Here is a 13,352-nt window from a genome sequence, read left to right as displayed (position 1 = left end):
ATTTTTCGGCAGCGGTTTGTATCGGTACCAGTGCTGCTTGCCGCAGCGTTTGCGCTGTCTGGATGCGAAGACGGCCAAATGCCCGGCTTCCTCCAACCCAAGACCGAAAGCGGGGAAAGCACCGCAGCGGCCCCGCGGCCGGGAAAGCCTGTTGAACGCGATGTCGAAGCCCCCGAGATATTCCAGACCAAGGAATCCGGGCTTTGGGACGGTCGCCCGTCGCTGGGCGGTGTCTGGACCGCGCATCCCGATGTGAAGGACCCCGAGCGCGTGATCATCCGCAACGAGGAAAACGGCAAATACGTGATTGGGGCCTTGTTCCGCAAGGAACGCGAAACCCCCGGGCCGCGTTTGCAGATCTCTTCGGATGCCGCCGCCGCGCTTGGAATGCTGGCCGGTCAGCCCGCGAAGCTCTCGGTCGTGGCGCTGCGCCGCGAAACCGCGATCGAGGAAGAGCCGATGCCGGAACCGGCAGAAGCACCGGCAACCGGTGCGCTGGATGCGCCGTCAACCGTGGCAACATCGGAAATCGACCCGGTCGCAGCCACGGCCGCCGCCGCGCTGAACGATCCCGCCCCTGCCCCGGCCGCCGCGCCGAAACCTGCGGCCAAGCCGAAGCCGAAACCTGCTGCGTCGTCGTCGATGTCGAAACCTTATCTGCAAATCGGCATCTTCAGCGTCGAACAAAATGCCAGCAATACCGCGACCGCCCTGCGCCAAAGCGGTATGGTGCCGACAGTCAAGAAACAAAGCTCCAGCGGCAAGACCTTCTGGCGTGTTCTGGTCGGCCCGGCACAAAGCAAATCCGAACAGGACACCCTGTTGAAAACCATCAAGGGCATGGGCTTTGCTGATGCCTATGCCGTGACCAACTAAGACCGATCTGCAAGGAACGCTGCCCATGTCCCTGCGCCTGACCCGATTTCTTGCCAGCTGCGCAACTGCGCTGGCTCTGGCTTTGCCCGCCCATGCGTTCGACACCCGCGCCTCTGCGGCGTTTGTGCTGGACCAGACCACGGGCACGGTGCTGCTTGCCAAACGCGCTGACGAACGGCTTCCCCCGGCGTCGATGTCCAAGCTCATGACGCTTTACATCGCCTTCGAGGCGGTGCGCGACGGCCGCCTGCGCCTGAACGAAGAACTGCGCGTATCGCAGCACGCGATGGACTACGGCGGCTCGACACTGTTCCTGAAAGCCGGAGAGCGCGTCCGGGTCGAGGACCTTCTTCGCGGCATCATCGTCCTGTCTGGCAATGACGCCTGCGCCGTGATCGCGGAGGCGCTGAGCCCGGACGGAACCGAGGCGGGCTTTGCCCGGCTGATGACACAACGCGCCCAGCAGTTGGGCATGACCAATTCGACTTTTCAGAATTCCAACGGCTGGCCCGCCACGGGCCACCTGATGTCGATGCGCGATCTTGTGCTTCTGGGCAGCCATATCATCGCGGATTTCCCGGAATTCTATCCGATGTTCGCCGAAAAAGAGTTCCTTTTCGATGAAAAGGAAAGCCAGAACCGCATGAACCGCAACCCGTTGCTGGGGCTTGGGATCGGCGCGGACGGGATGAAAACCGGCCACACGCAGGAAGCGGGCTATGGTCTTGTCGGTTCCGCCAAACAGGGCAACCGCCGGGTGATCTTTGCGATCACCGGTCTGGACAGCGCCAAGGCACGAGCCGAGGAATCGGAAGCCATCGTCAACTGGGCGTTCCGCCAGTTCGCCGAAAAAACCGTTGTCGAGGGCGGCAAGCGCGTCGCCGAGGCAGAGGTCTGGATGGGCGATGCCCCCGGCGTCGGGCTGGTGACACGGAAAGACCTGAACATGCTGCTGCCGGTCACCGGGCAGGGCGAAGTGGCGGCAGAGGTGGTCTATACCGGCCCGATCCAGGCGCCGATCAGCGCCGGCCAGCAGATCGCGGAACTGGTCATCCGCCCCGAAGGCCTGCCCGAACAGCGCGTGCCACTGGTGGCGGAAACGGCCGTCGGCAAAGGTGGCGTGCTCAAGCGCGTCACCACCGCGGCACAGGCCATTCTGCGCCAGTTCGGCATGACCCCGGACCAGGGGACGATGTGACCGGGGGTCTGTTCGTCAGCTTCGAAGGCATTGACGGCTCGGGCAAGTCCACGCAGGCCCGGCTGCTGGCCGACGCGCTGCGCGCCGAGGGATACGAGGTTGTCCTGACCCGTGAACCGGGCGGCAGTCCCGGGGCCGAGGAGATCCGCGCGTTGGTGTTGCAGGGCGATCCCGACCGCTGGTCGGCGGAAACCGAACTTCTGTTGTTCACCGCTGCCCGGCGCGACCATCTGGAACGCACGATCCGCCCGGCGCTGGCGGCTGGCAAGATCGTGATCTGCGACCGCTTCGCGGATTCCACCCGGATGTACCAAGGTCTGTCGCGCGGCAATCTGCGCGCCAAGGTCGATGCACTGCACGACCTGATGATCGGGGTTGAACCCGATCTGACCCTTCTGGTCGATATGGACCCCTCCGAGGGGCTGAAACGCGCCAAGGCGCGCAAGACCGCCGAAGAGCGGTTCGAGGATTTCGGGCTGGAGCTGCAACAGCGGATGCGGGACGGGTTTCTGGATCTGGCACGCGAATATGCGGCGCGATTCCGGGTGATCGACGGCGCCCGAACCCCGGAAACCGTTGCGCAGGACATCCGCGCCGCCCTTCACGGCCGCCTGCCATGAGCGACGACCTGCCCGAACCCGATCGCGTGTCGGGCGCGCCGCACCCGCGCGAAACCCCCCGGCTGATCGGGCAAGACCATGCCGAGCGCGAATTCCTCGAAGCTTTTGCCGGCGACCGGCTGCACCATGCCTGGCTGCTGACCGGCCCCTTGGGCGTTGGCAAGGCCACGCTGGCCTGGCGCATCGCGCGCTTTCTGCTGGCGACGCCACCGGCACAGGACGACGGGCTGTTCGGTGCCCCGCCGCCACCCGCGACACTCGACATCGGCCCCGACCATCCGGTCGTCCACCGCATCCATGCGGGCTCTGAACCCGGGCTGTTTGCCCTGCGTCGTCCCTACGACGAAAAAACCAAGCGGCTGAAGGCGCAAATCACCGTGGACGAGGTGCGCCGGCTGAAGAATTTCTTTGCCCTGTCCTCGGCCGACGGTGGCCGCCGCGTCGTGATCGTCGACAGCGCCGACGAAATGAACGTGAACGCGGCCAATGCGTTGCTGAAACTGCTTGAAGAACCGCCGGCCCGCACCACGCTGTTGCTGATCAGCCACCAGCCATCGCGCCTACTGCCGACGATCCGATCACGCTGCCGCACTCTGCGTCTGTCGCCGCTCTCGCCGCAGGATATGACCGCCGCGCTGACCCTTGCCGGGGTCGAGGTCGCGCCAGAGGCCGCGCTGGCGCTGGCCGAGCTCGCCGCCGGGTCGGTGGGTGAAGCGATCCGCCTTGAAAACCTGCACGGCCTGAAACTCTATGCCGAGTTGATCGCCCTTCTCGGCACCCTGCCCCGCATGGACCGGCCGCGCGCGCTGGCGCTGGCCGAAACCGGCGGTGCCCGGGGCAAACCCGAGGTGCTGGACCTGATGCTGTGGCTGCTGGACACCGCCCTGTCGCGAATGGCCCGCACCGGCGCCACCGGCGCGCCCCCCGCGCAGCAGGCCGCCCCGGGGGAATCCACCGTGCTTGCCCGGCTGGCCCCGCACCCGCAGCACGGCCGGCTTTGGGCCCAGATGGCGCAGGACACCGCGGAACGCACCCGCCACGCCAGGGCGGTCAACGTCGACCCGGCCAGCCTGTTGCTGGACGCCTTCCTGCGGCTTCAGGATGCGGCCGCGGCGATGGCTTGACCCTGCCTGCCCGCTCCCCCATACCGGGGCGCAAGGACAGACGGACGCACGCATGACCACGCCGCAGATCACAGACAGCCATTGCCACCTGGATTTCCCCGACTTCGACGACACCCGCGCCGAGATCATCGACCGCGCCGTGCAATCGGGCGTGCACCGCATGGTCACGATCTGCACCCGCCTGCGCAATGAACCCAAGGTGCGCGCCATCGCCGAGGCACATGACGCGGTGTTCTATGCCGCCGGCACCCACCCGATGAGCGCCGCCGAAGAACCGATGGCCACGGTGGACGACCTGGTCGCCCTGGCCCAGCATCCGAAATTCGTCGGCATCGGCGAAACCGGGCTCGATTATCATTACACCGCCGACAGCGCCGAGGTGCAGAAACAAAGCCTGCGCATCCACATCGCCGCCGCCCAGGAAACCGGCTTGCCGCTGATCATCCACGCCCGCGCCGCCGATGACGACATGGCCGCGATCCTGACGGAAGGCTATCGCACGAAACCCTATTCGTGCGTCATGCATTGTTTCAGCTCCTCGGCAGAGCTCGCCCGCGCCGCGCTCGATCTCGGTTTCTACCTGTCGATGTCGGGCATCGCCGCCTTCCCCAAAAGCCAGGACCTGCGCGATATCTTCGCCGCCGCCCCGGTCGACCGGATCCTGCTGGAAACCGACAGCCCCTACCTCGCCCCGCCGCCCTATCGCGGCAAGCGCAACGAACCGGGCTACACGGTCCATACCGCTCAGGTCGGCGCAGACCTCTACGGCCTCGACTATGCCGCCTTCGCCCGGCAGACCGAGGCGAATTTCGACCGGCTGTTTTCCAAGGTTTCCGCATGGCGGGCCGCCGCATGAGCGGAGAGCTGCGCTTCACCATCCTGGGCTGCGGATCGTCGGGGGGCGTGCCGCGGCTTGGCGGACACTGGGGCGACTGTGACCCGACGAACCCGAAAAACATCCGCCGCCGCTGCTCGATGCTGGTCGAACGCGAAACGCCCGACGGCACGACCCGCGTGCTGATCGACACCACGCCCGACATGCGCGCGCAACTTCTGGATGCCGGGGTCGGCACGCTCGACGCGGTGGTCTTCACGCATGCCCATGCCGACCACGTGCACGGCATCGACGACCTGCGCCAGATCGTCTTCAACACCCGCAAGCGTCTGCCGGTCTGGGCCGATGGCGACACCCAGAACAGCCTCTATTCACGCTTCGGCTATGCCTTCATCCAGCCCGAGGGCAGCCCCTACCCGCCGATCCTCGATATGCATACGATCGACGGCGACGTGACCGTCACCGGCGGCGGCGGCGCCGTCACGCTGCGCCCCTTCCGGGTGAACCATGGCGCCATCGACGCGCTTGGCTTCCGCGTGCAAGACCTTGCCTACCTGCCCGACGTGGCCCGCATCTACGACGACGCCTGGCCCGCGCTCGCAGATCTCGACTGTTTCATCATCGACGCGCTGCGCCGCAGCCCGCACCCGACCCATTCCCATCTCGACCAGGCGCTGGCCTGGATCGCGCAGCTGAAACCGCGCCGCGCGGTGCTGACCAACATGCACATCGACCTCGACTATGCCACGGTCGCCGCCGAAACCCCCGACAACGTCACCCCCGCCTACGACGGCATGGTGATCCGCTACCCGTTCTAGCCCGTTCCGAACAGGGCACGCCCCCCTTTTCATCTTTCTCCAAATACTCGAATTCCCCCGCCCATCCCGCAAAACCCCGGTCTGCCATGCAAGCGCTGCTCGACGTCATCATGCCCGTCTTCCTCGTGATCGGGGCGGGCTATGTCGCGGTCTGGCGCAAGTGGTTCTCCGATGACGCGGTCGACGGGCTGATGAAATTCACCCAGACCTTCGCCTTTCCGACGCTGCTGTTCCGGGCGATCTGGACGCTGGACATCGGCGCGCATTTCGACCCGGCCTTGCTGGTCAGCTTCTACACCGGTTCCGTCACCTGTTTCTTCGTCGGCCTGTTCGGCGCGCGCGTCCTGTTCGGCCGCGACTGGGAGGATGCGGTCGCCATCGGCTTTTGCTGCCTGTTCGCCAACTCGCTGATGCTGGGGCTGGCGATCACCGAACGCGCCTATGGTGCCGATGCGCTGGAAGCGAACTATGCCATCGTCGCGATCCACGCGCCGATCTGCTATGGCATCGGCATCACCGCAATGGAAATCGCCCGCGCCCACGGCACCGGGCTGCGCCGTCTGCCGCTGACCGTGGGGCGCGCGATGTTCCGCAATTCCCTGGTGATCGGCATCGGGCTGGGTGTCATCTTCAACGTGCTGAACATCCCTCTGCCCGGCCCGGCGGTCGATGCGCTGGACATGATGATCCGCGCGGCGCTGCCCGCCGCGCTGTTCGGCATGGGCGGCGTGCTGTTCCGCTACAAGCCGCAGGGCGACCTGCGCGTCATCGCCTATGTCTGCGCTGTCACCCTGGTGTTGCACCCGACGATCACCTGGACACTCGGATCGCTGTTCGGACTGCCCAAGGCGGCGTTCCGGTCCGCGGTGCTGACCGCATCGATGGCACCGGGGATCAATATCTATGTCTTTGCCAACATGTATGGCCGGGCGCGGCGGGTCGCGGCCTCGTCGGTGCTGATCGCCACGACGCTCAGCATCGGCACGATCTGGGTCTGGCTGGCAATCCTGCCGTAAGCGCGGCAGACAGGAAAGCCGGGGCACATCGCGCCCCGCCTGGCCCAAAGTTTGCAGCGGCAGGCCGGCTCAGTAGACGTCACCGTCCTTCACCCGCTTGGCAAATTCGGTTTCGCCGCCTTCGGCCAGAACCTTGGCCTGTTCGACCCAGCCGTCGCGGCTGACGCGGCCCTTGAACCCTTCGAGGTTGGCATCGACCCAGGCGACTTCATCCGCGCTCCAGGCCGCGATCTGATCGAAATGATAAAACCCCAGCCGGTTGCACAGCTGCTCCAGCTTGGGGCCAATCCCCTTGATCTGCTTCAGATCGTCGGGCTGGCCGTCGCGGGCCGCCTCCAGCGTGCTGGGCTTGATGCCTTCGTCCGTACCTTCGCGCAGGCCATCCCCGTCAAAATCCGGGGTGGGCTCGGGATCTGCCACCGGCGCAGGCTCTGCCGCCGGCGCAGGTGCAGGCGCTTTCAGCGCCGCAGCCCTTTCCATTTCCACCACCGCACGCCCTGCGGCGGGTACAGACGCCGCCGCGGTTGCCGCGACCTTGCGCGCCGCGTCGCGTTCTTCGCGCAGACTGGCCAGTTGGGTGTCCTTTTCCTCGTGCTGGCGGCGGCAGATCTCCAGATCCACACGCAGCCGGTCACGCTCGGATTCAACCTCCGGGTCGGCCTCGATCACCTTGACCTTTCCGCGCCCGGCCCAGATCAGCCAGCCCACGAACAGCCCCAGAAGCGCGGCCAGAACGATCAGGCCCATCATCTCGGACAGAAGGAATCCCCATTCACGAAACATGTTGTCGTCTCCTTCGACGGTTCAGCGGACGTCTGTCCATTCGATAGTGGTCCGGCGGTTGGCGGCACGGCCGGCCTCGGTCGCATTGTCGGCGATCGGCCGGGTTTCGCCATAGCCTTCGGCCTCGACCGCCTCCCCGGGGATGCCGCGCGCGATCAGCGCCTGCCGCACCGCCCACGCCCGGTCGAGGCTCAGCAACTGGTTGGCCTGGTCCGAGCCGACGTCGTCGGTATGGCCGCCGACGATGGCCCGCAGCCCGCCTTGCACCACGCACACCCGCATCAACGAAGTGATGCGGTTGATGTCATCGAGCGAGGCCGCGTCCAGTGTCGCCGACCCGGTGACGAAATTGATCTGCACCGCCTGCATCATCGCGTTGCCGCGCGCTTCGCAATTCGCCGGTGTCGGGTCGAACGGCTCCAGCACCGGCAGCCAGAAGCCCCCGGCAAACCTTTCGTCCTGCCCGGTCGCGGCGTTGTTGCGCAGCGTGTCGTCAGGCGGCAATTCGCTGGCATTGGCATAGCGCAGTTTCACGATCGCGCCCGGCAGCCGATCCTGCATCTGGGCGGTGATCTGGGTCACGTCGGCGCCGGGGCCGAAAACCGCGTCCAGCACCAGCACCCCGTCCTGCCATCCCAGTTTCGCGGTTTCGGTCTGCGGCAGCCAGCGGCCCAGCTCGGCCAGCGCGGCGGTCACCGCCCCGGCCTGCCCGTTGTCGACCAGCGCGGTCTGTGGCGTGCCCTGGGCATTGGTCAGCCCCAGGGCGCGGGCCACGGCGGCGGCATCCATGCCGAACGGCAGCTTGCCCGCCACCACAGCGCCATTGGCGGCGGTGTAGGTCAGGTCGAACGCGGGGGGCGCGCCGTCATCCAGCATTTGCAGGTTCGTGGTCAGGTCAAATCCGTCGGGCAGCTTGCCCAGCGCCGCCAACACGGCGTTGCGGGCAGCAGGGTCCAGCACCGTGCCGCGAAGCGTCAGCGCGGTGTCCGACAATTGCCAGTCGCCGTCGATCATCCTTGACAGCGCACCATTGGCCAGTGCCACGGCGTCGATCCAGCCAGCCGGCGCGCCGGTGGCAAGGTCCAGCCCCGCGGCGGCATCGCCAACAAGGCCACGCGCCAGTTCCGACGGGACATGGCCCCGCATCGAAAGCCCGCCGTCGGACTTCAGCGCAGATGTCGTAAAGGGCGAAATCCGGTCCAGCACGCGCAAATCGTCAATCACCGTGCCCACCCGGCCGATCCCCTGCAAGGCGGCAATCAGCGCGTCGCGCTCGTCCGGTGATCCGGCAAGTCCCGTGATCGTCACATCGCGGCCATTTACCGTGACGGTCGCGCCATGGTCTGCCCCGGCAACAATCCTTTCCGCAGCAGCGCGGATCAGCGCCGACAGCGCGGCATCGTCCAGCACAAGCGCGATATCGGTGTCCACCGTCACCCCGTCCGGCAGGCTGTCCAGCACCGCCAGCGTTTGCGCGCGTTCATCGCTGGTGGCGGCGGTGCCCATCATCCGCAGGTTGGTGTCACTCAGTTCCCAGCGGGCTTCGTTCAGCGGGGCCATGGCGGCATTGGCACGGGTCACGATCAGCGCCCAGTCCACAGGCGCGCCCGATGCCAGCGCAAGGTTTCGGGCCCCTGTAACTCCGTCCAGGTCGCGGCGCGCAGCGTCAGAGGGGGCAAAGCCCGCCATCGCCACGCTGCCATCGCTCTGGCGTTCGCCGAAACTGGTGAACGGGGATTCCACCGGCAGGATCCGGATGTTGTCATTGACCACGCGACGCCCGGGAATGCCGTTCAGCGCGGTCAGGATCTGGTCACGCTCGTTAGAACTGTCGGCCAGGCCGCTGACGGTGATATCGCGGCCCGAAACGCGCACCTGCAAACCGTGCGTGGACATGCCGGCAACGGTCACGGCCCCCTCGGCGATCTTGTGTTCCGCTCGTACAGCCTGGTGATGGGCGCCCCAATAGCCCAGACCGCCAACCCCAAGGACAAGCAAAAAGCCCCCAACAAGCCCTCGCATATTCCCCCCAAAATTTACTCAACCCGCCGGGCTGAAGCCCGCGTAGACAAGACAGCCAAATCCGCCGCGAAAGGACAGCGCAAGGGGAAAAACGCGTTGAAGACGACGCAGCGCGCACGGCCAGAGCGCGTGTTGCAGCAAAGCGGCAAAACAGATCGCGCCAAAAAAGCGGCCCGGACAAACCGGGCCGTGAAAGTCAGGCTGGGCATCGCGAAATGGGGATGTCTGGGCCCAGCCGGGTGACTGCCAGGCACCTGGGTGCCTGGCCTTTTCCGGTTATCCGGCCTTACGCAAGGTCATAGCGGTCGGCGGTCATCACCTTGGTCCAGGCGGCAACGAAGTCCTTGACGAACTTCTCCTTGTTGTCGTCCTGGGCATAAACCTCGGCATAGGCGCGCAGGATCGAGTTCGAACCGAACACCAGATCCACACGGGTCGCAGTGAACTTTGCCGCGCCGGTCTTGCGGTCCCGGATTTCATAGGTGCCATCGCCCATCGGGACCCACTTGTAGGCCATGTCCGTCAGGGTAACGAAGAAATCCGTGGTCAGCGCGCCAACGGTGTCGGTAAAGACGCCATGCGCCGTGCCGCCATGGTTGGTTCCCATCACGCGCATCCCGCCGATCAGAACGGTCATTTCGCGCGCGGTCAGCCCCATAAGCTGCGTACGATCCAGCATCAGCTCTTCCGGCGTGACGGCATAGTCCTTCTTGACCCAGTTGCGATAGCCGTCGGCGAGCGGCTCGAGCACGTCGAACGACGCGGCATCGGTCATCTCGTCGGTGGCATCGCCACGACCGGGGGCGAAGGGAACCGCCACGTCGAACCCGGCGGCCTTGATCGCCTGTTCCACGCCCACGTTGCCCGCCAGTACGATCACGTCCGCGACGCTTGCGCCATGCTTGGCCGCGATCGGTTCCAGCGCCGCCAGAACCTTGGCCAGGCGGGCAGGCTCGTTGCCGTCCCAGTCCTTCTGCGGGGCCAGCCGGATACGCGCACCATTGGCACCGCCACGGTAATCCGACTGGCGGAAGGTCCGGGCACTGTCCCAGGCGGTTGCGACCATGTCGGCCACGCTCAGGCCCGCGGCGGCGATGTCGGCCTTGACCGCATCGACATCATAGCCGGTGCTGCCGGCCGGAACCGGGTCTTGCCAGACCAGAACCTCGGTCGGGGCATCGGGGCCGACATAGCGCGTGTTCGGCCCCATGTCGCGGTGGGTCAGCTTGAACCAAGCGCGGGCAAAGCAATCGTCAAAATAGGCCGGGTCAGCGATGAATTTTTCGCAGATCTCGCGATAGATCGGATCCACTTTCATCGCCATGTCGGCATCCGTCATCATCGGCATGACACGCTTGGTCGGGTCGGTCGCGTCGACCGGCATGTCTTCTTCCTTGATGTCGATCGGGCGCCACTGGTTGGCCCCGGCGGGCGACTTGGTCAGTTCCCAGTCATAACCGAACAGCAGGTCGAAATAGCCCATGTCCCACTTGGTTGGGTTGGTCGTCCAGGCTCCTTCGACACCAGACGTCACGGCGTTGGTCGCCTTGCCGTCCATGTGCGGGTTCATCCAGCCCAGGCCCTGGTTTTCAAGCGGCGCGCCTTCCGGCTCTGCCCCAAGTGCGGCCGCATCGCCATTGCCGTGGGCCTTGCCGACAGTGTGGCCGCCCGCGGTCAGCGCCGCGGTTTCCTCGTCGTTCATCGCCATCCGGGCAAAGGTTTCCCGCACCTGCGCCCCGGTTGCCAGCGGGTCGGGATTGCCGTTCACGCCTTCGGGGTTGACGTAAATCAGGCCCATCTGCACGGCAGCCAGCGGGTTTTCCATCGTTTCGGGCTTGGATACATCGCCATAGCGGGTGTCAGATGGCGCCAGCCATTCGCGTTCCGCGCCCCAGTAGGTGTCCTTTTCCGGGTGCCAGATGTCCGTGCGGCCGAAGGCAAAGCCAAAGGTCTTCAGCCCCATCGACTCATACGCCATGGTGCCCGCAAGCAGGATCAGGTCGGCCCAGCTGAGCTTGTTGCCGTATTTCTTCTTCACCGGCCACAACAGGCGGCGCGCCTTGTCGAGGTTGCCGTTATCGGGCCAGCTGTTCAGGGGAGCGAAGCGAATGTTGCCCGCACCGCCGCCGCCGCGCCCGTCAGCCAGGCGATACGACCCGGCCGAATGCCACGCCAAACGGATCATCAAGCCGCCGTAGTGGCCCCAATCCGCCGGCCACCAGTCCTGACTGTCGGTCATCAGCGCCTTCACGTCCGCCTTGACCGCTTCGAAATCCAGGCCCTTCACCGCTTCGCCATAGTCGAAGTCCGGGTCCATCGGGTTGGTCTTGGTGTCATGCTGGTGCAGGATGTCAAGGTTCAGCGCGCTTGGCCACCAATCCATCACCGTGGTGTTCAGCGACGTATTTGCGCCATGCATCACCGGGCATTTGCCGGCTGCGATATCGTTTCCGTCCATGGTCTCCCTCCAGTTTTGTCGGTTCTTCGGGCGTGGCCTTGCGCCTGCGCCCCCTGCTTTGAACTCACTGTTCGGGTACGGCCCTCTCTGCCGCACCGGGGCCGGTTTTCCCGGCTTGGGGCAACAGTAGCGTCTTTTTTTGATTTATAAAAATTGCATTTTCGCATCACTGTGATAATCAGAGATTATGAACAACATCACGCTGCGCCAGCTTCGCTATTTCGATGCGGTCGCCCGTCACGGCCATTTCGGGCAGGCCGCCGCCGCCTGCGCCGTGTCGCAGCCCGCACTTTCCGTCCAGATCAAAGAGTTGGAAACAACACTGGGCGCCCCCCTGTTCGAACGCAATGCCCGTCAGGTCCGCCTGACCGGGATCGGAGACGCGTTTGTCACCCGGGTCCGATCCATCCTGCGCGATGTCGACGAACTGGGCGATCTTGCCCGCGCCGCGCGCAGCGGGTTGGCCGGGCGGCTGCGGTTGGGAGTAATTCCCACCATCGCGCCCTATCTTCTGCCCCGGATCATCGCACGGCTGGGGCGGGAATACCCCGGCATTGACCTTCAGGTGCGCGAAACGCTGACCGACCGGCTGATGTGCGAATTGTTGGATGGGCAGTTGGATACCGCGATTGTCGCGCTCCCCGTCTCGGAAACCGCGCTTGTCGAAACGCCTTTGTTTGCCGAAAACTTCGTGCTGGTCCGGCCCAGGGCCGATGCTGATCAACCCATTCCCAGCGCCGAGGAACTGCGCACCATGCGCCTGCTTTTGCTGGAAGAAGGCCACTGCTTCCGCGACCAGGCGCTGTCATTTTGCCAGATGCAGGCCACGCTGCCCCGTGACGGTCTGGACGGCAGCTCGCTGTCGACGCTGGTGCAGATGGTCGGCGCGGGCATTGGCGTGACCCTGATCCCGGAAATGGCGGTCGACGTCGAAAGCAACGCCGCCGCCGTGTCTGTCTCGCGGTTCACCGACACGCAACCCAGCCGAACGATCGGGCTGATCTGGCGCAAAAGCAGCCCGCTTGACCCGCAGTTGCGACAACTGGCCGAAATCCTGCGCGATTGCTGTGCCCCGAACCGGACCGGCGCGACGGCCACCGCAGCCTAGGGCGCCAGACATCCCACCCCGCGCATGTTGGCCAAGGTGCGGCGGCACCGCGCCCTTCCGGCACTGTGACAAAATCCGCACCGCACCGCAGGGGCGAGTCAGTCCAGCATCTTTCCCCAGGAGGCCAGGCTCGACAACCTGGCAAAGGTTTCAGGGCAATCACCCGCCCCGGACATTGCGCAAGGGGTCGAAAACCGCCCGAATGCGGACAGATCGGAGGAAGAGCCTCGCCCCGCGTCCGGCAAACAATCGAAATTGAAAAATGTCAGAGGAACCGATGGTGCGGGTGGAGGGACTTGAACCCCCACGCCTTGCGGCGCCAGAACCTAAATCTGGTGCGTCTACCAATTTCGCCACACCCGCACAGATGCGGCGTTCTCTAGCAAAGGCGTGCAGCGGATGCGAGTGGAAAAATCTTCCACGTCGCGCGCGGCACCGGTCGGGCAGAAAACACTGGCCGGTTAAGCCTCTGTTGCCTATGCTCGACGAAAAAG

At 65.4% G+C, this 13,352-nt stretch carries 12 protein-coding genes and 1 tRNA gene; 9 read left to right on the top strand and 4 right to left on the bottom strand.

Annotation, left to right across the window (positions count from 1 at the left end; genetic code table 11):
• The first annotated feature begins 78 nt into the window (after positions 1-78).
• From VK792_RS02215 to VK792_RS02185, 7 genes are all read left to right on the top strand, one after another.
• A complete protein-coding gene (locus tag VK792_RS02215) occupies positions 79-876 on the top strand; it encodes an SPOR domain-containing protein (protein ID WP_326295714.1) in 798 nt (265 codons plus the stop codon).
• Between the two features lie 25 nt (positions 877-901).
• Complete coding sequence (locus VK792_RS02210) at positions 902-2,074, top strand: D-alanyl-D-alanine carboxypeptidase family protein (RefSeq protein WP_326295713.1); 1,173 nt, start codon at positions 902-904, stop codon at positions 2,072-2,074.
• Complete coding sequence (tmk, locus tag VK792_RS02205) at positions 2,071-2,694, top strand: dTMP kinase (RefSeq protein WP_326295712.1); 624 nt, start codon at positions 2,071-2,073, stop codon at positions 2,692-2,694. The genes VK792_RS02210 and tmk overlap by 4 nt, the downstream gene beginning before the upstream one ends.
• Positions 2,691-3,818 (top strand): DNA polymerase III subunit delta', encoded by a 1,128-nt coding sequence (locus VK792_RS02200; protein WP_326295711.1) that lies wholly within the window; start codon positions 2,691-2,693, stop codon positions 3,816-3,818. Before tmk ends, VK792_RS02200 begins: the two co-directional genes overlap by 4 nt.
• A gap of 52 nt (positions 3,819-3,870) precedes the next feature.
• Positions 3,871-4,674: a TatD family hydrolase gene (locus VK792_RS02195; protein ID WP_326295710.1), complete on the top strand. Its 804-nt coding sequence runs from the start codon at positions 3,871-3,873 to the stop codon at positions 4,672-4,674.
• Positions 4,671-5,471: an MBL fold metallo-hydrolase gene (locus VK792_RS02190; protein ID WP_326295709.1), complete on the top strand. Its 801-nt coding sequence runs from the start codon at positions 4,671-4,673 to the stop codon at positions 5,469-5,471. The genes VK792_RS02195 and VK792_RS02190 overlap by 4 nt, the downstream gene beginning before the upstream one ends.
• An 86-nt stretch (positions 5,472-5,557) precedes the next feature.
• Positions 5,558-6,487, top strand: a complete 930-nt coding sequence (locus tag VK792_RS02185; protein WP_326295708.1) for an AEC family transporter — start codon at positions 5,558-5,560, stop codon at positions 6,485-6,487.
• 69 nt (positions 6,488-6,556) lie between these two features.
• Here VK792_RS02185 and VK792_RS02180 read toward each other — a convergent pair whose 3' ends face one another.
• Positions 6,557-7,270, bottom strand: coding sequence for a helix-hairpin-helix domain-containing protein (locus tag VK792_RS02180; RefSeq protein WP_326295707.1), 714 nt, complete (start codon positions 7,268-7,270; stop codon positions 6,557-6,559).
• 21 nt (positions 7,271-7,291) lie between these two features.
• The gene (locus VK792_RS02175; RefSeq protein WP_326295706.1) at positions 7,292-9,166 is read right to left on the bottom strand and encodes an OmpA family protein; all 1,875 of its coding nucleotides are present in this window, start codon (positions 9,164-9,166) and stop codon (positions 7,292-7,294) included.
• On the opposite strand from VK792_RS02175, the gene VK792_RS02170 reads away from it, so the two are divergent.
• Positions 9,155-9,535: a hypothetical protein gene (locus tag VK792_RS02170; RefSeq protein ID WP_326295705.1), complete on the top strand. Its 381-nt coding sequence runs from the start codon at positions 9,155-9,157 to the stop codon at positions 9,533-9,535. The two genes, VK792_RS02175 and VK792_RS02170, sit on opposite strands and share 12 nt — an antisense overlap.
• A 43-nt stretch (positions 9,536-9,578) precedes the next feature.
• Here the strand turns inward: VK792_RS02170 and katG are convergent, their stop codons facing one another.
• Positions 9,579-11,750 (bottom strand): catalase/peroxidase HPI, encoded by a 2,172-nt coding sequence (gene katG / locus VK792_RS02165; RefSeq protein WP_326295704.1) that lies wholly within the window; start codon positions 11,748-11,750, stop codon positions 9,579-9,581.
• Positions 11,751-11,937: 187 nt separating this feature from the next.
• Between katG and VK792_RS02160 the strand changes: the two genes are divergently transcribed.
• Complete coding sequence (locus tag VK792_RS02160; RefSeq protein ID WP_326295703.1) at positions 11,938-12,858, top strand: hydrogen peroxide-inducible genes activator; 921 nt, start codon at positions 11,938-11,940, stop codon at positions 12,856-12,858.
• A 278-nt stretch (positions 12,859-13,136) separates the two neighbouring features.
• On the opposite strand, the gene VK792_RS02155 is transcribed toward VK792_RS02160, so the two are convergent.
• Positions 13,137-13,221, bottom strand: a tRNA-Leu gene (locus VK792_RS02155).
• Between the last annotated feature and the right edge of the window lie 131 nt (positions 13,222-13,352).

This window comes from Mesobacterium hydrothermale, from assembly GCF_035818635.1.
GTDB classification, from domain to species: Bacteria; Pseudomonadota; Alphaproteobacteria; order Rhodobacterales; family Rhodobacteraceae; genus Mesobacterium_A; species Mesobacterium_A hydrothermale.
The sequence above is the reverse complement of the archived record's forward strand: the minus strand, read 5'-3'. Positions and strand labels throughout refer to the sequence as shown.